The sequence below is a fragment of the Campylobacter concisus genome (genome assembly GCF_002092855.1).
GTDB classification, from domain to species: Bacteria; Campylobacterota; Campylobacteria; order Campylobacterales; family Campylobacteraceae; genus Campylobacter_A; species Campylobacter_A concisus_AI.
This window is the reverse complement of sequence record NZ_LVLC01000030.1, coordinates 193,064-214,846: the sequence shown is the minus strand read 5'-3', so window position 1 is coordinate 214,846 and position 21,783 is coordinate 193,064. Positions and strand designations below refer to the sequence as shown.

Sequence of the window (21,783 nt, the reverse complement as noted above, 5' to 3'; positions counted from 1 at the left end):
AATAAATCCTTAAAAATAAAACCAATCTTAAAAACATTTATTACTTTGAACATTTTACATTTAGTTTTATGATTTAAAGCTGAATAAGTGTTAAATTTTGAAATCTAATTTTTTTGTAGCTTGTTGTGTAAGCCTTTAATGATCTCTGAAATTTTTTGCATTATTTCGATTTTATTTGGTTTTTGTGATTTTCTAGTATCTTCGCGAAACTTCTCATAGTATTTTAGTTTTAGCTTTAAAATGGCCTCTTTAAGGCTATCTTCGCTCGAAGCTACATCTGAGCTCTCATCAACATAAATTTCTCTAACAAGCACTGCGTTATCTTCAATATTTGGCAATAAAACAGCTTGAAAATAATCTTTATGATGCAAGAAGAATTTCTCCTCAAGCTCGTTTAAAACAATAGTTTCGTAATTTTTATTTGCAAGCATGCTCTTTAAAACGCTAAATTCTAAAATATCAGTTTTATCTTTTTTTTGAGCCACTTGTTTATTTGTCGTTGCAGCATTTGTAAAATTTTGATCTTGTCTGTTTATATATCTTTGTCCATGAAGGCTAAAAGTATTTAGCTCTATTTTGAGTAAATTTGATACCAGTAATTCGTAGCTTTTTGCAATTATTGGCTTTAGAGAATTTGTAAATTCCACTATCTCTTCTAAGCATTTTTGCTTTTGTACTGGGCGTGTAATATCATATTTTTTTACAACTTGCTCGATATAAAACTCGCCAAGCTCAGTCCCAGAACCAAACATCTCTTTTAGCTCGTCGCTTCTACCTGCAAAAACCATATCTGCGGGGTCTGCACCATTTTTTATAATGACAACACTTCCATCTATTTCGTTTTGCACTAAAAGACGAGATGATTTTATAGCGGCATTTATACCGGCCGAGTCACCATCAAAACAAAGCACTACGCTTATCTCGCCTCTTTTTAAAAGCGGTAAGTGATTAGTCGTAAGCGCAGTCCCAAGCACGGCAACAGCGTTTGTAAAGCCTGCAAAGTGCAGCATGATGACATCTAAATAACCCTCTGTGATGATAATCTGCTTTTTTTCAAAAATGCTTTGCCTAGCTAAATGATAGCCGTAAAGCAGCTTTGACTTGTCAAAAACCATGCTTTGTGGAGAATTTACATATTTTGCAGGATGATCTGAGATCGTTCTACCGCCAAAGCCAACTAGTTTTGCCGTGTGTGCATATATGGGAAATGTGATACGCTCGATAAAACTAGCATAAATTCCCTTCTCGTTTTGCTTTACTATGCCAACTTCAAGCGCCTCTTTTGGCTCGATATTTTCATTTTGTAAAAGCCTGATAGTACTAGCGCTCTCCCCTGCCCAGCCAAGCTCAAATTTCTCGATCATCGCATCATTTATACCGCGAGAATAGATATATCTCACAGCGGCTTCATGCTTAAAAAATTCGCTCCTATAAAAGGCGTTTGCTTTTTCTAAAATGTGTTTATTTTCTTTTTGTGTTGGGGCTTTATCGCTTGTGTATTCGAGGCTAAAATTTACAAGGCTAGCTATTCTTTCGATAGCTTCTGGATAGGTTAATTTCTCATAATCCATTACAAATTTGATCGCATCTCCACCAGCCTTGCAAGCAAAACAGTGAAAAATTTGCTTGCTTTGGCTTATGCTCATGCTAGGATTTTTGTCGTCGTGAAATGGGCAGACGCATTTATAGTTTGCACCCATCTTTTTGACTGGCAAATAGTGTTCTATAATGTCAACGATATCGATTTGATTTTTGAGTTTTTCTATGGATTTTGGATCTATCATAAGCAAAATTATACAACCGCTTTGTTATAATTAAAGTAAAATTTTATTACAAAGTATGAGCGTGGATATTTTTTTCATTGGGCACAGAGATCCGATATTTAGCCTTATTATTTTATTTAGCATTATTTTGATGATAGCCGCATTAAGCTATGCTTGGGGTATCTTTTCAAGCAAAGATGAGAAAAAACGCATTGAAAAATTTATAAGAAAATTTGATAGCAAAGATGGCATAAGTAGCGAGCATAAACAGATGCTACAAAGCCCAGAGATAGACGCTCAAAGCCTTTGCATGCTAGGGCAAACTTTTGCTAAAAATGGTGATTTTGAAAAATCAATTAGTGTTTATCTCATCGCACTTGGCAAAGTTAGAGATAAAAATGAAAAAGAATTTATCCTAAACGAGCTTGGAGAGGTCTATTTTAAGGCTGGATTTTTGAAAAAAGCTAGCGAAGTCTTTGAAAAAGTGCTTGAACTAAGCCCAAGAAATGTGCTTGCACTTCGCTTTTTAACGATGATAGATGAAAAACTTAAAAACTACAAAGAAGCTCTTTATGCGCTAAATTCTCTTGAAGAGCTTGGTGTAAATGTAAAAGATCAAAAGGCCTATATAAAGGCGATCAGCACGCTTGATGATAGAAATTTAAGCTTTAGTGAAAAGGTAGAAATTCTCTCCCACCTTAGCCAAAATTTTGAGCTTTTAAAACGCATGATCTTAGCCCTTTTCATAAGACACAATGAAAATTTAGAAAATTTAAAAGATTTTGCTCGTTTTGAAGATGTGATCGATCTGCTTTACAACCTAAAAACGCCTATAAATTTAAACGATCCAAAGTACAAATCACTCTTTTATGCAAAGGGCGATATAGATGAGCCATGTGAAATTTATGGCTTTGAGCTAAACGTCATCAAAAAACTAAAAGACGCTAAATTTGACGCGGCTGGGCTAAGCTTTAACTATGTTTGCAAAAACTGCAAAAACTCATTTCCTATGCATTTTTACCGATGTCCGGTCTGTCACGAGCTAGGAAGTGTCAAAATTTTATCCCACATCACAGAAAAACCAAGTGAAGATAGTAACACTTTTTAGTGACGGCTCATGCCTTGGAAACCCTGGAGCTGGCGGCTGGGCGTATATATTGAGATTTAACGAGGCACAGAAAAAAGCAAGCGGCGGCGAGGCATATACGACAAATAACCAAATGGAGCTAAAAGCTGCGATAATGGGGTTAAAAGCGCTAAAAGAGCCCTGCGAAGTGAGACTATTTACCGATAGCTCATACGTAGTAAATAGCATAAACGAGTGGCTTTCCAACTGGCAAAAGAGAAATTTTAAAAATGTAAAAAATGTCGAGCTTTGGCAGGAGTATTTAGAAATTTCAAAGCCTCACAAAGTCGTGGCAAGCTGGGTTAAGGGGCACGCTGGACACCCTGAAAACGAGGAATGCGACCAGATGGCAAGAGATGAGGCATTAAAAATAAAAGATGAGAATGAAAGATGAAAATTTTAGAAGAATTTGAAAAGAGTCTTGGATATAAATTTAAAAAAACTGAGCTTTTAGAAGAGGCCCTAACGCACAAGAGCACCAAGCAAGCGCTAAATAACGAAAGGCTTGAGTTTTTAGGCGATGCGGTGATGGATCTGGTTGTGGCTGAGTATCTTTTTAAGAAATTTAGCAAGATCGCAGAGGGCGACATGAGTAAACTAAGAGCTGCACTTGTCAATGAAAAAAGCTTTGCAAATATGGCAAGGCATCTAAAAATGGGTAAATTTTTAAGGCTAAGCACGGCTGAAGAGAATAATGGCGGACGTGAGAAAGATAGCATTTTAAGCGATGCGTTTGAGGCAGTGATGGGCGCTATCTACCTTGAGGCCGGACTTGATAAAGTGCGAGAAATTTCGATCGCTCTGCTTGAGCTTTGCTATCCACAGATCGACTTTGCACACCTCGAAAAGGACTACAAAACCGCTCTTCAAGAGGTTACTCAGGCCAGTCTTGGCGTAATACCATCGTACGAGCTCATCGGCACGTCAGGTCCTGATCATAAGAAAGAATTTGAGATAGCCTTGCTACTAAACGGTAAAGAAATTTCACGTGCCGTTGGCAGCTCCAAAAAGCAAGCCCAACAGCTAGCTGCAAAAATCGCACTAGAAAAAATCAAAAAATAGGAAAAATTTTGAATACATTTGGCAAAAAACTAACATTAACAACCTTTGGCGAGAGCCATGGAGTGGCGATCGGTGGTGTGATAGATGGACTTCCAGCTGGGCTAAAGATCGATACAGATTTCATCCAAAGTGAGCTTGACAAGCGTCGCCCTGGACAAAGCAACTTTACAACCGCAAGAGATGAAGCCGATAAGATAGAAATTTTTAGCGGCATCTTTGATGGCATAAGCACTGGGGCACCGATAGGTTTTGCTATTTTTAATAACAACCAAAAGTCAAACGACTATGAAAATTTACGTGAAATTTTCCGCCCCGGGCATGCTGATTTTACCTATTTTAAAAAATACGGCTTTAGAGATCACAGAGGAGGCGGACGCTCAAGCGCAAGAGAAACGGCCGTTAGAGTAGCTGGTGGGGCTTTTGCACAGCTACTTTTAAACGAGTTTAATATAGAAATTTTAAGTGGAGTACTTGGTATAGGCAAAATTTTTAGTGACAAAATAGACTTTAACTTTGCTAAAAATTCTCAAATTTACGCCCTTGGCAATGAAGAAGCTATGAAAGAAGTGGTAAATAAAGCTAGAAGCGAGCACGATAGCGTAGGAGCTGTGATTTTAAGCGTGGCTAGAGGAGTGCCAGCTGGTCTTGGTGAGCCACTTTATGATAAGCTAGATAGCGCTCTAGCAGCGGCTTTGATGGGCATAAACGGCGTAAAAGCCGTTGAGATAGGTGCTGGTGTAAATGTAAGCTCTATGCTTGGCTCAGCAAACAACGACGAGATGGACGAGCTTGGCTTTTTGAGCAATAACGCTGGTGGCATACTTGGGGGCATAAGTAGCGGCGCTGAAATCGTACTAAAGAGCCATTTTAAGCCTACGCCTTCGATATTTAAAGAGCAAAAGACACTAAATTTAGCTGGCGAAGTGATAGACTTTGAACTAAGAGGTAGGCATGATCCTTGTATAGGCATACGAGGAAGTGTCGTTGCAACCGCGATGATAAGGCTAGTTATCGCCGATATGTTAATACTAAATGCTAGTACAAAGCTTGAAAATTTAAAGAAAATTTACGGCTAAAATCTATAAAAATAAGTAAATTTAGTGGCCCAAAAAGCCACTAAATTTTTAGAATCTATAAGCAAACTGAAGTTTTGCGCTGCTTTGATCTTTTTTACCAAAAGATTGTGCTATGTCAAAATTTATGAGTGTTGCATAAGTTGGTGTATATCTTAGACCAACCTCAACCTATGAGCTTGTGCCTTTTTGAGTTAGGCTTATCTCCTCGTCTTCTTGGATCACTGCTATTTTTGATTTTGTATTAAATTTATACTCAGCGCTAATTTTTCCATAAGGATTAAATTTACCAGCATCATAGGCTATTTTTGAGTAAATTTTGGCTCTACTTGATGTAACGCTGCTAAATTTTAATGTGCTTTGTCCGATATCTGCCTCATCGCTACCGACATAAGAGAGTGCGTAGTTTAGCCCGCTATCAAATTTTATCTTTTTGCCGATGCCAAAGCTAGCATTGTAGTATGGCATCGAGATTTTATAATCCACATCTTTCGCATCAATCTTCTTAGTCTGGCTCCTACCAGCTTTTGCCATGAGATCGATATAAAAATCACGCAGCAAATTTAGTCTTGAAAAAACACCAAGTCCATAATTTCTAACTCTGCCATCTATTTTAGCATTTTCATTGCTGTTATCAAATGTTGGCATAGCAAAAGCTCCAAGCATAGACTCGCCATTTTTATTTTTACTTTTTGATACGAGAGTTGCTTTTACTTTGTTAAAATTTACATCACTTCTATCTGTTAAATCAATATAAACACCTGATTGTCTACTTTTTTCGATAGTAGAACCAATTATATTAACTTCGTTGTGCGTTGCATTTGCTCTGGCTCCACTATTAAAATTTATCCATTTTACTTATTTTGTTTCTAAAAAATTTTTATTAGAAATTTTAGCTTTAGATCGATTTTTCAAAAACGAACTTTTACTAATTTTCATCTATAATCACTCCATGAAAAACGAAGCACAAAAATTTTATGCCGTCATTGATCTAAAGTCATTTTACGCCTCAGTTGAGTGCGTAGAGCGAGGACTTGATCCGTTTAAAGCCGATCTAGTCGTGGCTGACGATAGTCGTGGCAATGGAAGTGTTTGCCTAGCCGTTAGCCCGGCTCTTAGAGCCAAAGGTGTGAAAAATAGATGCAGACTTTTTGAGATACCAAAGGTTATAAAATTTATCATCGCACCGCCTAGAATGCAGTTTTACATCGACTATGCGGCTAAAATTTATGAGATATACTTAAAATATGTCTCAAAAGATGATATCTATGTCTATTCCATCGATGAGGCCTTTATCGATCTTACTTCTTATGTTAAATTTTATAATACCGATGCAAAATCCATAGCCAAAAAGATAATGGATGAAATTTTAAAAACTACTGGCGTGACGGCCACCTGTGGCATGGGCACAAATTTATACCTTGCAAAAATCGCCCTTGATATCCTGGCTAAGCACAGTGATGATGGGATTGCATTTTTAGACGAGCAGCTTTATAAAGAGCGTCTTTGGACGCATCAACCCTTGGATGACTTTTGGCGTATCGGTAAGCAAACTAGGCTAAAGCTGGAAAAACATGGAATTTTTTGTATGAAAGATATAGCAAATGCTCCGCGAAGCTTGCTTGAGAAATTTTTTGGAGTTGATGCCTATATAACGATAGATCACGCAAATGGCATAGAGCCAACGACAATAGCTGACATAAAAGCATATAAACCAAGCACAAAATCCTACTTTAGCTCTGAAATTTTACCAAGAGACTACGAGCGTTGCGAGGCGGTAGTCGTACTAAAAGAGATGGCTGATAGGCTAGCGCTTAGGATGATAAACAAAGAAGTAATGGCAAGCGGAATAACGATAAATATAAAATTTGCCGATAAGCTTGAGCCACTACAGCGTGCAAGCGTTCGGTTTAAGACACCAACAAATGTCTCAAGTGTGCTGATGAGTTTGGCCGAAGAGCTACTTTTAAACAAGATAAAAAATGTTGGACTGATTAGGCAAATTAGCATCAGTGCAAACGACGTAGTAAAAGAGAGTCTAGTTCACTCTAGTCTTTTTGAGGATGATACTAAAGAAAAGGCGGTTTTAAAATCCCTAAATCTCATAAAAGAAAAATTTGGTAAAAACTCGGTTTTAAGAGCGATCGATCTACTGCCAGAAGCCACTGGGCAAGACCGAAATAAAAAGATCGGAGGGCACAAAAGTGGCGAGTAAAGATAGAGCGAAAATTTTTAGCTCGTTTAATCCTCTCTCAACCTTAGAGCGAGCCTTACGACAAAAAGAGCGAGAAAAATGCGAAAAACTAGAGCTTGATGAGAGCAAAGTCGATGAAATTTTAAAAAAGATAAGCGAGCTAAGACCAGCTGATGAAGTATATGTGAGCTATCATGACGACTACACTTATACAAGTGCTAGCGGACTAATCTCTGACGTAAATTTCAAAAATAAAACTCTTATGGTTGTAAAAACTAGGATCAAATTTGAAGATATAAATGACCTAAAAATAATTTAGCCCCCAAACGAGGGCTAAATTTATATAAATTCTACAAAGATTGTAAAATTTTTGGTTTAGAAAAGGCAGTTATTGGTTTGATCTCGCCTTTATATTTTTCAAGATCAGCTAGTATCGTATGCCCGCAGTTGCTTTGAGCGATACTAGATGTGCCTTTGTCGCGTGTTAAGACATTGATGCAGCCGTGCTTACAAAGGCTTCTTTCGCCAGGCACTTCAGGATCATACCATGCACCTTCGCAAATAGCGATGACACGCTCTGGGATGATGTCAGTGACAAGCGCTCCTACTAAAATTTCGCCCCTGTCATTAAAGACTCTCACTACATCGCCAGTTGCGATGCCTTTTTTCTTAGCGTCGTTTGTGTTTATTAGCATCGGTTCTCTTGCGCTCACTTCAGCATAGTTTCTGATTATTGAGTTATTTAGCTGAGAGTGGAGGCGATATCTTGAGTGTGGGGTTGTGATGCTAAATGGATATTTTTTAGCTTTTTCACTACCAAGCCACTCAAACGGCTCGATCCAAGCGAAGTGTGGGGCAAAGTCTTTGTAGCCAAATTTAGCAATAGTTGGAGAGTATATCTCTATCTTGCCTGATGGTGTGCCAAGACGATTTTTGTGTGGATTTTCTCTAAATGCACTAAGTCTTGTGTAGTATTTTGTCTCTTCATTGTCTTTGTCAAATTTGACATATCCCTCTTTCCAAAACTCATCAAAGTTTGGCATTTTAAGATCTAGTGCTTTGGCTTGTTCCACTGCATCTGCGTAAAATTCTTTTGCCCAGCCAAGCTCATCTTTACCCTCAGTAAAGACCTCTTCTCTGCCCCAGCGTTTGCAAATTTGTGAGCAGATCCAGTAGTCGCTTCTGCTTTCACCCATTGGCTCAACTACTGGCTTATAAGCCACGATGTATTCGCTTGATGGGACACTTTGGTTGATGTCATTTCTCTCGACTTCTAGTGCCACTGGTAAGACGATGTCACTTAGTTTAGCTGTACTTGTCCAGTATGGCTCAGCTGTGATAACAGTATCAAATTTACGCCACGCTTTAACTGCATTGTTTACATCCTGGTGTCTTGTAAACATCGAACCAGAAGCCATATAAGCCACTCTCATATGTGGAAGTTTGATCTTAGAGCCATCATAGTCTATCTCTTTGCCAGGATTTTGCAAGGCTTCGATTGATCTTGAAGATGGGATGGTTACGTTTTTAAATTTCTTCCACGGAGCACCATCTACGTTTTCGTATTTCTCGCTTATCCTAGTGCTGATACCTTTTAGAGCAGGTGCTATCTTATCAGTGCTGCCGTTTCCGTAGTAGAGGTTAAACTCAAATCCAAGACCCTCTTTACCGATGTGGCCAAGCATCGCACTAAGTGTTACGATACCCCAAAAGCCCATCTCGCCGTGATCTTGTCTTTGAAGAGATCTGCCAGCGATGATAGTGCTTGGCTCTTTTGCAAGCACTGTTGCAAATTTAGCGATATCTTCGGCTTTTACACCACAAATTTTACTAGCCCAGTTTATATCTTTTACCACTTTGTCGGTGGTGCCAAGCAGATAGTCTTTAAATTTATTAAAACCAACTGTGTATTTTTTTATAAATTCCTCATCATAAAACTTGTTTTCATATAGATAGTGGCACATGCCAAGCATCATTGCTACGTCGGTATTTGGACGAACAATGATAGTTTCAGAGCCAAGGTATCTTGTGGTGTCGTTTTTAAAGACGCAAACGCTATAAGTTTTAATGCCGGCATCTTTTATCTTTTTTATGCCAAGATAACCATCATGTGTTGGTGGCTGCCATGAAATTTGACCAGTTACAAGTGGATCAGTGCCCCAAAATACAATGTTCTTAGCATTTTTAACCATAGCTTCCCATTTTGTAGGAGCGTCATAAACCGCACTATTTCCAAGGACGTGAGGCATGATGACAAGACCAGCTCCAGTTGAATAGTCACCGCTCTCTTCAACATATCCGCCTAAAACCTTAAGCATCCTGTGACCAACAGTCCTGCCCCAGCTGATCTTGCCGCTGCCGCCCCACCAGTAGCATTCGCCATAAATGCTTTCAGGGCCATATTTATCAAAATTTTCTTTTAAGGCTTTTGCAGCAAGGTCAAGTGCTGTGTCCCAGCTAACACGTACAAATTCTTCCTTGCCACGAAGCTCGCTTTTTGCTGCACCTTTTGCCTTTAAGTAGCTTTTTCTTACGTATGGATAGAGCACACGACTTTCATTTTGGATGAGATCTGGCAAGCTATTATTCATTGTATTTGGGAATTTATCACCATCAAATGGATCAACAGAGACGATTTGATTTGAGTTGGTATTTGCCCAAAATAGACCAAATCTATTTGCTCCAAAAGTTTTCTTTTGGTCAAAAATGGTTTTTGTTACACCTTCAATCCTATTCGCTTGTGCCGCAGTGGCTGCAAGTGCAGAAAATTTTATAAAATCTCGTCTTTTCATATTTTCTCCCTTATGAAAAATTTATTTTACTTTTTTGGCATTGTGTTGTAAGTATTTGAGCACTAAATTTAGGTCAGTTTCGTCTAGTGCTACAAATTTTGCATCGACCATTCCAGCTAAATTTGCTGGCCACTGAGCCGCTGTAAAGCTATTTGGCTCATGAAGTCTATGACATGCGGAACAAGTCTCTTCGTAAATTTGTTGTGCTTTTACGTAAAGCTTTTTTGTATCGCCGCCAAGTGCGTCATTTGGCACTTCGTAAACGCCCTCTGCTTGGTACCATACTTCGCCATACTCATCTTCAATATCTTTTACTTTTTTAAAATTTGTCCCACTTTCATCATTAAAAGCAATAAAAACTTCCGGATCTTCTATGCTTCTTTGAAGCTGGGCTAAATAGTTCGTTGAAACTACACCATTAACCTTTATCTTGCTCGTCTTTTCACCTTTTTCTATAACCTCAACTGGCGTTAAAACCTCGATCTTTCCGATCATCTTGCCATCTAGCGTTATATTGGCATCTTTTGCGATGACATCGGCACTAAAAGCAAGACTACATGCTAAGACAGGGGCTAAAAATAGCATTTTCATGTTGCAATCCTTAAAAATAAAATTTAAAAAAATTTTATAACCTAATAACTTAAAATTACATTGTTATATTTAGCTTTATTTAAGAAATTTAATATTTGCTTTTGTTAAAAATAAGATTTAGAAGAAAATTTATCAATGAGTTTTATTGATTGTCTTAATGATTAAAAGTATAAGCAAACACAAGCTCTGTAAAAATTTTACTTTTGAGTCTAGTGAAGCAAAAATTTAACTTTACTTCACTAGCTACTATAAAAAGTATGGCAAAGTTTTTATAAACTTAAAAATATAAATTAGTAAACTTCTTACAGAATTTAAAAATATGCTAAAAACTACTACTCTACATTGCTGGCTATGCTAAGACTTTCTAGCATTTTATCGTTTTAAAATTTTTATCAAAATGCCTTACTATCAATCTAGCAGCTTTGCTTATCGCCTAGCTCGCACGCCTTTTTTCGCATTTGCTTTGCCTTTTTCGCGTCTTTTTTTACTTGCTCGTATCTGTTTTCGTTGAAATTTCCCTCATACAGCCACGCCGCTCTTACGCAGCCGCCTACGTAGCCTAGCTTACACGAGCGCTCGTAATACTCCATCATCTCGCCTATATCGCCTCCCGTTCGCTCTATCATCCAGCCCACGTTGTAGCATCCGGGAGCGTATTTTTTGTTGCATAGAGTGTTGTTTATCGCAAGCGACTGTACCTCGTCGCCCAGCTCTTCTTGCATGAAATTTGCTAGTGCCAAGCAACCTGGCAAATAATCGTAAAGGACGCAGCTAGCCTTGTAATACGCGCTAATCTTAGTCTCGCGCTCGCTCTTATCCGCGGCTTTTACTAGATTATTTTTATAAAGTTCGCCCAGATAAAAGCAGTCCTCGCCGTCTCCTTTGGCGCAGGCTAGGCTAAATAGCCCCTCCGCCGCGCCGTAGTCTTGCTTTAAGTTTGCCGCTACCATGCCTGCTTGCACGCACTCTTTGGTAGCGTTTAGGTCGGGATTTTTGCATTTTTTGAGCTTTTCTAGCGTATCTGCGGCTAACAAGGGCGAAAGGCCCGGCTCGCTAGCGAATAAATTTAACGCCGCAAGTAGCGCAAATAATAAATTTTTCATTTTTATCCTTTAAATTTATCTAACTCCGCGTCTTGGCGATGCAAGCGGCGACGGCATCCATCAAAGCTCCGCGAAATCCACCGTTTTCAAGCGCGGCGAGTCCCTCGATCGTGGTTCCGCCCGGTGAGCAGACCTCGTCTTTTAGCGCGGCCGGGTGCTTGCCGCTTTGGATCATGCGCGCCGCCCCCTCTACGGCTGTCGCAACTGCGTCGTAGCAAAGCTGCCTAGGCAGTCCGCCTCGCACGCCCGCATCGGCCGCAGCCTCGATAAAGGCGCACGCATACGCAGGCAGGCTTCCCGCGATGCCCGTAAATGCGGCAAAACCGGCCTCGTCTATCTCGTAAATTTTACCGATTTTAGCGATTATCTCGCGCACGGTCTCTTTCTTAGCCTCGCTAAATCCCGCGTCAAAGCAAAGAGCCGTGGCCGACGCGCCGATGCAAGCTGCGATATTTGGCATCGCGCGAGCGATATAAACGCCCTCGCCGGCGATTTGCCTAGCGCGCTTTATGTCAAAACCCGGCGCCAAAAGGAGCAAAATTTTGCCCGCAAGCTCGGGTGCGATCAGGCGCAAGATAGCCTCGTAACTAGCGGGCTTAGTAGCCAGTACGACCGCGTCCGCTTCGCGCGCTAGATCCGTTTCGCTCGCGGCTATTTTTACGCTAAATCTCTGCCGTAAAGCCTCGTTTTTGCTTCTGGCGCAGACTATGATTTCAAATTTCGTCTTTTTTTCGCATTCGCGCGGGCTCGCATTTTTATCCATTTGCGCTAAATTTTCCGCCCCGTGCGCCTCGCTACCGCCGTCAAATTTTCGCTCGTCCTCGGCCAAGTTTCGCCCCGAGTTAGCCTCACCGCACTGCGCTCGCCAAAGCGCCTCTATCATCGCGCCGCCCATATTTCCGCCGCCGATAAAGCCGATTTTTACGCTTTTCATTTCGCCGCCTTTTTTAGAGTGCCGATTTTGACCGCCTTGCTCGCGATCGCCTCGCGTACCGCTACGCTATCCGCCCAGATCGCGCCCGTGACCTGCCCCGGCGCCAAGGTATAAACTCTGCCCGTCTGCGCCTCGTCGCTAGCCTTAAAGTCGTTACCCGCGACCAGCTCATAAACGACGTTCGTGTCGTTTTCAAATTTGATCGCCGCTTTTAGCGTCGGCTCCATTTTCTGCTTCGCCGCGCCCGCGTACTGCTCGAGCATGTTTTTACTAAGCTTGCCGTAGACGTCGCCGTCTTGGCTTAGATATATTCGCACGGCGCGCTTATCCGAGTTTTTGCCGCCCTTTTCGCCCTTACCGGCGCTAACGCTCATCTCATAGGCGGTTTCTCCCGTCGGGAAGTCCTTAAATTTAGCGTCCGGGACGAAAACCCGCACGTTGTCCGTTACCGTTTTCGTAACGTACGTCTGCGGCGTTATATCCGTTAGCACGATCGTGGATTTCACGTCCGAGCTTTTATCCGAAATAAGCGCGGAGATCGGCACCCGCGTAAGTAGCGTCGTCTTGTAGCAGCCGCCAAAAATAAACGCCGCGGCGAGAGCAAAGATAAATTTTAGTTTTTTCATCAGTTTCCTTTAAATTTTCGCCGATTTTAGCATAAACTAGGCATTTTCATATTGATTATATTAAAAGTAAAAATAGAAAAGTAAGTATGGTATTTTAAAGTATAAATAGTTTTAAGATTGATAAATTTTAATCGTCTTAAGCAAAGCCAACTTAAATAAATAATGCAAAAAAGATATGAGAAATTTATATAAATTTATTTGCTGTTTTTAGAGTTTAATTATTAGCCCCTTTACAAAGGGGCTAGATGACAAATTTTGATTAGAGTTTTGCTTTTCTTTTGCGCTCTGTTGGGTCTAAATAGCGCTTGCGAACACGGATATTTATAGGTGTAACCTCAACTAGCTCATCATCCTCTATCCACTCTAGTGCACGCTCAAGGCTTAGCTTTCTAGGCGGCACTAGTTTGATCGCATCGTCGCTACCGCTTGCACGCACGTTTGTTAGGTTTTTGCCCTTGATAGGATTTACGTCAAGGTCGTTTGGACGGCTGTGTTCGCCGATGATCATACCCACATAGACTTTTGCTTGCGGATCAAGGAAAAGCACACCACGATCTTGCAAGTTAAATAGCGAATAAGCAAGCGTTACGCCGTTTTCCATCGAAACTAGCGCGCCATTTGTTCTGTGCTCGACGGTGCCACTAAGTGGTCTAAACTCCAAAAAGCTGTGGTTCATAACGCCCTCGCCTTTTGTATCAGTCAAAAACTGGCTTCTAAAGCCGATAAGGCCGCGCGCTGGGATCTCAAACTCGATCCTTGTTTGTCCGTCGCCTGTTGGGTTCATAGAGACCATTTCAGCTTTTCTTTTGCCTAGTTTTTCGATGACTGTGCCTGTCGTATCATCAGGTGCGTCGATCACTAAAAGCTCGTATGGCTCGCATTTTACTCCGTTTATCTCTTTTACGATGACCTCAGGTCTGCCAAGTAAAAACTCATAGCCCTCGCGGCGCATATTTTCAGCCAAGATAGTGATCTGAAGCTCGCCACGGCCGCTTACTTTAAATTTGCCCTCGCCGATGTTTTCATACTTCATCGCGATATTTGTCTTCATCTCGTTTGCAAGGCGCTCATCGATCTTGTTTGATGTGACGTGTTTGCCCTCAGTGCCTGCTAGTGGGCCGTCATTTACAGAAAATACAACGCTAAGGGTTGGCTCTTCGATGTGGAGAGGATCAAGCGGATGAGGATTATTTGGATCAACGACACTATCGCCAACGTCAAGCGCATCAAAGCCAGCGATCGCTACGATGTCGCCAGTACCAGCTTCGTTAATATCGGTTCTTTCAAGACCCATAAAACCAATTAACTTTGAAATTCTACCAGTTGTCTTTGTGCCATCAGCCTTTGCAAGCATAACATTTTGGTTTTTAGATATCTTGCCATTAAAAATTCTCGCAATACCGATCTTACCGACGTAGTTATCATAATCAAGCGTGAAAACTTGAAGCTGAAGTGGGTTCTCGTCGCTGCCGCTTGGAGCTGGTACGTGAGCTAGGATAGTCTCAAAAAGTGGCTGCATATTTACATTTTCATCACTTAGTTTTAGCTTTGCATAGCCATTTTTAGCAGCGGCATAAACGACTGGAAATTCTAGCTGCTCATCATTTGCATCAAGTGCGACAAAAAGATCAAAAATTTCATTTATAACGCGGTCTGGATCACCTGCTGGCTTATCTATCTTATTTACAACAACGATTGGACGAAGTCCTAGTGAGAGTGCCTTTTTGACGACGAATTTAGTTTGTGGCATAACGCCTTCTTGCGCATCGACAAGCAACAAAACGCCATCAACCATCTTAAGAACGCGCTCAACCTCACCACCAAAGTCAGCGTGACCCGGAGTATCGATGATGTTGATCTTTGTATCTTTATAGCGAATAGCAGTATTTTTAGAAAGGATCGTGATACCACGCTCTCTTTCGATGTCGTTGCTATCCATTACACGCTCGCCAAGGTTTTGATGCTCATTAAATGTTCCTGACTGTTTCAAAAGCTCATCAACCATTGTTGTTTTACCGTGGTCGACGTGTGCGATAACGGCTATATTTCGTATCTTTTCCAAATTTTTCTCCGTTTATTAGTTTGCTATTTTTCGTTTGTCAGTTTTAAAATAGGGGCAGATTATAGCCAAATTTTTATAAATTTTAAGCTGATATCAAGAAATTAATTTTTGGAATAGATTTTGCATGTTTGGCATTAAGTTTAAAAATTTGAAAGGTTTAAATGCAAGCTTATACAGCGAAAAACAACGTAGATTTGCTGGCTCCTGCTGGGAATAAAAAGCCCTCTGTTTCTAAAAAATCTCAAAACAACGGCGAATTTTTGTCGATGGTTTTAGATGCAGCTGCGAGCAAGGCAAATAGCGGCCAAAAAATCACTGAAAAAGATGTCAAAGAGATAGTAAAAACGATTACCACTCAAAAAGAGACACTGCAAAAAGCACAAAGCGAAAGTGCGGCAAAAATTTCAACTGCACTTGAAGAAAATTTAGATGAAAATACAAAAAATGAGCTCTATGAAAATGCAAATTTTATGCAGCTTTTACAAGTTTTAGAAATTTTAAACGGCAATGAAAAAGTAAGTAAATTTCCAAATTTCAGCGACAAAATAGCAAATTTCTTAAGTGTGCCTGAAAACGTTGAAGAGCTTAGCAATGTTAAAAGCGTTAGTGATCTTATCGACCTTGCTAAGAAATTTGACCTTGGCCTTGAAAATATAGAAATTTCAAATGAAGACGTGCCAAAACTAAACGAGATGTTTAAAAATTTAGGCAAGAAAGAATTTTTCACACCGATAAAGACCGAAGAGAAGCCTTTTTACCTAAAAGAGCTAAAAAATGAGGTCGAGCAAACCATCATAAAAAACGAGCCAAAAGAGGTCGTAAAGCTTGATACTTTGTTAAAAGAGGTAGTGGCAAATCCAACTAATGAAACTAAAAATTTAGTAAAAGAAGAGCCTAAAAAGCTAGATAGTGAAGTAAAGCTTGATGATGAGATAGTGGATGTTGAGCCAGAGGAGCAACCAAAAGAGCCAAAAGTAAAGGTAAATTTACACGAGCAAAAGGCGCAAAAAGCTCCAACTCTCGAGTCGCTACTCTTCCCAGAAAGAGAGCAGATGAGCGAGCCTGAGCCAAGCGAGGAGACATTTAACAGCGATAATAAATCAGAACTAAATCAAATGGTAAAAGATATCGCAAACAGCGCCAAACACCAGCTTCAAACAAAGGCTGAGATAAAAGAGACGCTTAGTAACTTCTCTTCTACACTAAAAGAGCAGGTTCAAAACTACAAAGCTCCAATCACTCGTTTTAACATAACGCTTAATCCTCTAAATTTAGGTGAGGTCGAGATCACAATGGTAAATCGAGGCAACAACTTACATGTAAATTTTAACTCAACCACGGCTACGATGAATCTCTTTTTGCAAAATCAAGCCGAGTTTAAAAATAGCCTTGTAAATATGGGATTTACCGAGCTTGAGATGAATTTCTCAGATCAAAATCAAAGACAAGATAAAAAAGAACAAGCAAAGAATAAATATAGCTCAAATCAAAGTGATGAGAGCGAAAACGCTCAAGCGGAACAAAGCTTGCTTGAACTAGTAATACCAAGATATATTTAGGAGAGATTATGGCTTCAGTTTCAGATATAACTACACAAACAACACAGCAAAAAAATGCCGAGAAAAAGGCAAAAGCAAAGCAAGATGCGGCAGCTGGCACAGGAACTAACCCAAATGCACAGCTAGATAAAGATGCATTTATGAAGCTACTTTTAACAGAGCTTCAGTATCAAGACCCAACAAGTCCTATGGATACTGAAAAGATGCTTACGCAAACTAGCCAGCTAGCATCACTAGAGATGCAACAAAATACAAACTCAGCTATGAAAGAGCTTGTAAATCAGTTAAAATCAAATGCAAATGCCTACGCTATCTCAGCTCTTGGAAAAATGGTCTCAACTGGTTCAAACTCAGTTTTACTAACAGATGAGCAAAAAACTGTAAATTTTGCACTTTATTTTAAATCAGATCTTGCAAATGGTAAGCTTGAAATTAAAAATGCAAATGGAGAGGTCGTTCGTTCAATCGATATAAAAGATCTAAAGTCAGGAGTCCGCAGAATATCTTGGGATGGTAAAGATGATTCTGGAAAACAGTTACCAAACGGCGCATATACAGTCTCTGTTAATTACACTGGAAAAGATGGTAATTCATACAAGACTCAAGTAGGTAGCTATCCAGTCGAGGCAGTAAAATTTGTAGATGGCAAAGCTATGATAAAAATCGCAGGCGAATATGTCCCAATGGATAAAATATCTGAATTTTACGAAGGATAAAAGCCATGATGAGAGGTTTTTACAACGGAATTAGTGGCATTAAAACACAAAGCTTTGGCATGGATGTTTGGGCAAATAATATCTCAAATATCAACAACGTAGGTTTTAAAGCTTCAATCCCTGAGTTTAAAAATTTAATCAATCAACATATGGCTTCCGCTGGAAGTGGTCCAACTAACAATCAAGTAGGTCTTGGAGCTACAAAACAAACGACAGCTTTAAAGATGACAAATGGTAGTTTTCAAAATACTGATAATAACTTTGACCTAGCCATAGGCGGTAAAGGCTTTTTTGGCGTCGTTGATAAAAATGGTAGAAACTACTACACAAGAACAGGTAGCTTCGATATAGATGGGGCTGGAAATTTAGTAGATAATAAAGGCAACTTGCTTCTTGGTACGTTAACAAGCTTTACTCCAGTCACTCCAAGTGCTAATGCTCTTAGAAAATATGGTCAGACAAAAGGTACCACGCAGGCATTTACAGCAAAAGAAGAAGATCTAAAACTAGGCGATACTGGCTCACAAAAAGGTATAAATTTACCTCATTTTTTATATATGCCAGCCAAGCAAACAAAAAATATAAATTTAAAAGGCAACCTAGACTCAAGCCTTATAACAGATAAGCGAACAACAGCCATTGATGCGGCAAATTTTAACTATACACTCGATAATACAAACAAAACTATCTCACTAAATGGGCAAATCCCGCTAAGTCAGACGAACTTTGGTGCAAAAGCAGGCGATAGCGTAGTGGTAAAAGTAAAAGACGGCGATGGTAAATTTAGTGAGTTTTCAACCACGCTAGAGAGTGATGGCAGCTGGCATATAAACAATAAAAGCCTAAAATTTATGAATTTTGCTAGCTTAGATGTAAAAGCTGAAGTTACATCACTAGTTGAAGTAGCTAATAAAGAAAAACTAAGCTCAGAGATATATAACAGTGATGGTACAAAGAGCTTAGTAACTATAAATTTTACAAAGCAAATCCCTCAAGGTGGCAACCAAACTACATGGAATGCCACAGCTACGATAACTGATGCTAATGGTGTTGTACAAAATACAGCTATGGGAACACTTACTTTTGATGGTAGCGGCAGGCTTGTTACAAATACATTAACAAGTGTTGGAAACGTGGCTTTAAATTTTCTTGGCGATGGAGATGCAAACGTCTATAATGGCATAACAAGCTCGGCCAATTCAAAAAAAGACTTTGTCATAAAAGCAGATGGCTACGCCGAAGGAAATCTCACAAAATATAGCGTCGATGATCGTGGAAATATTATGGCAAATTTTGACAATTCTCGCTCATTTATAGTTGCAAAAATAGCTCTATATCACTTCCAAAATGAACAGGGCGTATCAAAAGTGGGCGATAATCTCTATGAAGCAACTCCAAATTCAGGTGAAGCATTTTTTTATAAAAATAAAGCTGGTGAGACTATTTATGGCTCACAAATCCTTGCAAATAAACTTGAAATGAGTAATGTCGATCTTGGTCAAGCGCTAAGTGAGGTTATAGTCACACAAAAGGCTTATGAGGCTAGTGCAAAAAGTATCACAACAAGTGATGAGATGATCCAGACTGCTATTCAGATGAAGAAATAATTTTATGCTAGTTGATGATTAAAAATTTAAAATGAATGATAATTTTAAGAATAGAGTTTAACTTCGTTTATTAAAAACTCATAAACTCTTTGCTGAACTAAAATTTCTTCCTCACAGCCACTCATCAAGCGACGAAGGTGAGAAAAATCTATCTTTTTGGCGTATCTTTTGTGATCTTTTAGGTCTTTATCAATGCTTAAAAGTAGTGCATCAAGTGTGATTCTATCGTTTCTTTTAACTCTTGCTACATACTCTTTAACAGTTTGGATCAAAAAGTCTTTTCTGGTTTGGTCATTTTCATAAATTTCATTTGTAATGTCATTTAAAACAAAAAAATCATCTTCATCTGGGTCAAATTTAGCAGAGATCATTGCGGCAAAAATTTTGGCACGAAACTCTAAAGATTTGTGATGATAGATAAAAAAATCTCTAAAAGCTGATAAAAAACGAAGTTTAAACTTTCCAGACATTACTCTACTTTTTATGAAATTTGGGCTGATTATATACTTTTAAAGCTAAATTTTTAAAAATGTAACTATAAAACAAAATTTAAGTATAGTTTCTGTATGATTGCGAAGCTCCTTCTTAGACCTGTGCAATGCTTTTTATGAGCACCGCTTCAGGGTGGGAACACAGCAGAGCACTTGTATTAAGTGTGTGCCGCAGTCATCTGAGAGGGGGTCTTTCTAAACCAAAGTGTTCATTAAAATCATCGCAAATTTCTAAAAAATCAACTCCGTCGATCTTAGGTTTTTCGCTAAAAAATTTATACATATTATTAAAGCCATCAGTTAGCTCTTTTGACTTGACGCCGTAGCTTATAGAAATTCCAGCTTCGATGTAGGCTGAGAGCTTGTCGCAGTATTTTAGCGCTTTGCCATCGATTGGGTTAAATTTATCCTCATTTACGTTCTCCATCGTCCCTTCGTGGCAGATGATCTTGCGCTCATAAGTTCTATTTTCAAACTCATCTTTTATAAACTTCTCGCCATCTTTTCTGATGCCAAGGATGTAGCTAAACTCATCTTTGATCTTTTCAGGCACAAATGGCAAAATCCTCTCATCAATAAGCCTCATCTCATACTCGCTGATGATCTCATTTAGCCCTTTTACGCCGTATTTTACAGGGCTTATGATATCTCTTGTGAGGCTCTCTGGTAGGTCGTGAAATAGCGCACAAAAGAAGTTATTTTCTAGACGCTTTTTGCAAGCTTTTGCTTTTAGTGAATAAAAATAGCTAAGTATTGCAACAACTAACATATGTCCTAAGACTGCAGTTTCAGGGATACGAGGCGTTTGTGCCCAGCGCTTTTGAAACCTTAGCCTACCACTTAGATCAACAAGGCGGGCTAATTTTTGATTCATAGCGATCTTTCTAACGCCAATTAACTCGTAATAATCCTCCATCTCCTCTTCAACCTTGGCTTTAAGCTCTTCTATATCGCTTAAAAACTGGCTCGTTTGATAGACGATAGAAAATTCCCATCTAGTGGCAAGATAGCTAGCTGCTTTTAGAATGAGACGCTCTTTTTCATGCTTTTTGTCACTTTTAAAATAACTTTTAAATCTCTCTAAAAACTCGCCATCTTCAATATCTGAAATAAGGCTATCAAGATTACTTAAAACCCAGCTATTTATCTGCTCTTTTTTTGTCTTTTGGATGTGGTGAAAGACGTCTGGACGTATGTCTGTGACTACGACCCTACTTAAAAACTCAAAAATTCCAGCCTCAATGATATAGTTCATATCGGCGTCTTGCTCTTGTTTTGCTATGAAATAAGCGATGATAAATTTATGAGCCTGCTTATCAAGCTCGACTAAATTTGTCATCTTTGGATAGTCATTCCAACGTGATATAGATGCTGCTTTAAAGATATGTTCTATAAGCTTAGCACTTATCATTATTTATCCTTTTTGACTACTTTTGGCTTTTTATCATCGGCATAGCTTATCTTTCTAAAGCCCTCTTTATTTAAGCTTCTTCTTGGCTTGTCATCTTTTTTAAATTTATCATCTCTGCTGCCCCTGCTGCTGCCACGATCACTTGTACTTCGTCTCTCACGTGGCTTATCACTAAAACTTCTCTCCCTACTTTTTGGAGTAAATTCTTTCTCTTCAGCTGGCTTTTTCACCACTAGATCAGAGCTGATCTCAATAACTGTATGAACATTTCCACGTGGGTTAAAGTCACCCACTATCTTCATAAATTTTGGCTCAAGTTTTTTTTCTAAAACAGAGTAAATTTCATTTATACTATCTTCGTGGCTGATGTTTCGGTTCATAAAGCTATTTATATAAAGCTTTATCGCTTTTAGCTCGACAACTAGCTTGTTTGGGATGTATTCAAGATATATCGTCGCAAAGTCAGGATAACCAGAGCGAGGGCAAAGGCAGCAAAACTCAGGCAGAGTGATCTTTATGACATAGTCCCTTGTTTGCTTATTTTCCCAGACCTCAAGGTCACTCTCTACGTCAAATTCTTTCAAAATTTTTTCGCCATATTTCATATCTAGCTCTTCGCTCATCTTTTATCCTTTATTTTTTGCTAATTAGATCAAAATTAATTTTGATCACC

20 protein-coding genes and 1 other RNA gene are annotated in these 21,783 nt (G+C 39.3%); 10 read left to right on the top strand and 11 right to left on the bottom strand.

All coding sequences use genetic code 11. From position 1 onward, the window contains the following. Positions 1-104: 104 nt before the first annotated feature. Positions 105-1,784, bottom strand: a complete 1,680-nt coding sequence (gene dnaG / locus A3223_RS08800; RefSeq protein ID WP_084110031.1) for a DNA primase — start codon at positions 1,782-1,784, stop codon at positions 105-107. Positions 1,785-1,839: 55 nt separating this feature from the next. Between dnaG and A3223_RS08795 the strand changes: the two genes are divergently transcribed. The 4 genes from A3223_RS08795 to aroC are packed head-to-tail and all read left to right on the top strand — an operon-like array spanning position 1,840 to position 5,027. Beyond that, entirely contained in the window at positions 1,840-2,871 is a 1,032-nt protein-coding gene (locus tag A3223_RS08795; protein ID WP_257639281.1) for a tetratricopeptide repeat protein, read from the top strand. Then, complete coding sequence (gene rnhA / locus A3223_RS08790) at positions 2,849-3,283, top strand: ribonuclease HI (protein WP_021090299.1); 435 nt, start codon at positions 2,849-2,851, stop codon at positions 3,281-3,283. The genes A3223_RS08795 and rnhA overlap by 23 nt, the downstream gene beginning before the upstream one ends. Then, the gene (gene rnc, locus A3223_RS08785) at positions 3,280-3,951 is read left to right on the top strand and encodes a ribonuclease III (protein WP_084109976.1); all 672 of its coding nucleotides are present in this window, start codon (positions 3,280-3,282) and stop codon (positions 3,949-3,951) included. Before rnhA ends, rnc begins: the two co-directional genes overlap by 4 nt. An 8-nt stretch (positions 3,952-3,959) precedes the next feature. Beyond that, a complete protein-coding gene (gene aroC / locus A3223_RS08780) occupies positions 3,960-5,027 on the top strand; it encodes a chorismate synthase (protein ID WP_084109975.1) in 1,068 nt (355 codons plus the stop codon). A 168-nt stretch (positions 5,028-5,195) separates the two neighbouring features. Here the strand turns inward: aroC and A3223_RS08775 are convergent, their stop codons facing one another. Then, positions 5,196-5,690 carry an autotransporter domain-containing protein gene (locus tag A3223_RS08775; protein WP_084109974.1) on the bottom strand — a complete coding sequence of 165 codons (495 nt, stop codon included), beginning with the start codon at positions 5,688-5,690 and terminating at the stop codon, positions 5,196-5,198. Between the two features lie 286 nt (positions 5,691-5,976). Here A3223_RS08775 and A3223_RS08770 point away from each other — a divergent pair, with 286 nt between their 5' ends. Next, a complete protein-coding gene (locus A3223_RS08770) occupies positions 5,977-7,239 on the top strand; it encodes a Y-family DNA polymerase (RefSeq protein WP_084110030.1) in 1,263 nt (420 codons plus the stop codon). Then, entirely contained in the window at positions 7,229-7,537 is a 309-nt protein-coding gene (locus A3223_RS08765; RefSeq protein WP_084109973.1) for a YolD-like family protein, read from the top strand. The genes A3223_RS08770 and A3223_RS08765 overlap by 11 nt, the downstream gene beginning before the upstream one ends. 31 nt (positions 7,538-7,568) lie before the next feature. On the opposite strand, the gene A3223_RS08760 is transcribed toward A3223_RS08765, so the two are convergent. The 6 genes from A3223_RS08760 to typA all read right to left on the bottom strand — a co-directional run bounded on the left by A3223_RS08760 (position 7,569) and on the right by typA (position 15,326). After that, positions 7,569-10,010, bottom strand: a complete 2,442-nt coding sequence (locus tag A3223_RS08760) for a molybdopterin-dependent oxidoreductase (protein WP_084109972.1) — start codon at positions 10,008-10,010, stop codon at positions 7,569-7,571. A 21-nt stretch (positions 10,011-10,031) separates the two neighbouring features. Then, positions 10,032-10,601 carry a hypothetical protein gene (locus A3223_RS08755; RefSeq protein WP_084109971.1) on the bottom strand — a complete coding sequence of 190 codons (570 nt, stop codon included), beginning with the start codon at positions 10,599-10,601 and terminating at the stop codon, positions 10,032-10,034. Between the two features lie 413 nt (positions 10,602-11,014). Next, entirely contained in the window at positions 11,015-11,704 is a 690-nt protein-coding gene (locus tag A3223_RS08750; protein WP_084109970.1) for a tetratricopeptide repeat protein, read from the bottom strand. 19 nt (positions 11,705-11,723) lie between these two features. Then, complete coding sequence (gene proC / locus A3223_RS08745; RefSeq protein ID WP_084109969.1) at positions 11,724-12,638, bottom strand: pyrroline-5-carboxylate reductase; 915 nt, start codon at positions 12,636-12,638, stop codon at positions 11,724-11,726. Next, positions 12,635-13,264: a hypothetical protein gene (locus A3223_RS08740; RefSeq protein ID WP_084109968.1), complete on the bottom strand. Its 630-nt coding sequence runs from the start codon at positions 13,262-13,264 to the stop codon at positions 12,635-12,637. The genes proC and A3223_RS08740 overlap by 4 nt, the downstream gene beginning before the upstream one ends. Before the next feature lie 259 nt (positions 13,265-13,523). Continuing rightward, a complete protein-coding gene (gene typA / locus A3223_RS08735; protein ID WP_084109967.1) occupies positions 13,524-15,326 on the bottom strand; it encodes a translational GTPase TypA in 1,803 nt (600 codons plus the stop codon). 161 nt (positions 15,327-15,487) lie between these two features. Here typA and fliK point away from each other — a divergent pair, with 161 nt between their 5' ends. Genes fliK through A3223_RS08720 form a run of 3 tightly spaced genes read left to right on the top strand, consistent with a single transcriptional unit; the run spans position 15,488 to position 19,208 of the window. Beyond that, positions 15,488-16,885, top strand: coding sequence for a flagellar hook-length control protein FliK (fliK, locus tag A3223_RS08730; protein ID WP_084109966.1), 1,398 nt, complete (start codon positions 15,488-15,490; stop codon positions 16,883-16,885). An 8-nt stretch (positions 16,886-16,893) separates the two neighbouring features. Then, positions 16,894-17,601, top strand: coding sequence for a flagellar basal body rod modification protein (locus tag A3223_RS08725; RefSeq protein WP_021090228.1), 708 nt, complete (start codon positions 16,894-16,896; stop codon positions 17,599-17,601). Between the two features lie 5 nt (positions 17,602-17,606). Continuing rightward, positions 17,607-19,208, top strand: coding sequence for a flagellar hook protein FlgE (locus tag A3223_RS08720; protein WP_180378724.1), 1,602 nt, complete (start codon positions 17,607-17,609; stop codon positions 19,206-19,208). 44 nt (positions 19,209-19,252) lie between these two features. Here the strand turns inward: A3223_RS08720 and A3223_RS08715 are convergent, their stop codons facing one another. Continuing rightward, entirely contained in the window at positions 19,253-19,678 is a 426-nt protein-coding gene (locus A3223_RS08715; protein WP_072595304.1) for a hypothetical protein, read from the bottom strand. Between the two features lie 112 nt (positions 19,679-19,790). Here A3223_RS08715 and ffs point away from each other — a divergent pair. Further along, positions 19,791-19,888, top strand: an RNA gene (gene ffs, locus A3223_RS08710) — signal recognition particle sRNA small type. On the opposite strand, the gene A3223_RS08705 is transcribed toward ffs, so the two are convergent. Beyond that, entirely contained in the window at positions 19,875-21,110 is a 1,236-nt protein-coding gene (locus A3223_RS08705; RefSeq protein ID WP_084109965.1) for an HD domain-containing protein, read from the bottom strand. The two genes, ffs and A3223_RS08705, sit on opposite strands and share 14 nt — an antisense overlap. Continuing rightward, a complete protein-coding gene (gene queF / locus A3223_RS08700) occupies positions 21,110-21,733 on the bottom strand; it encodes a preQ(1) synthase (RefSeq protein ID WP_257639280.1) in 624 nt (207 codons plus the stop codon). Before queF ends, A3223_RS08705 begins: the two co-directional genes overlap by 1 nt. Positions 21,734-21,783 lie beyond the last annotated feature (50 nt).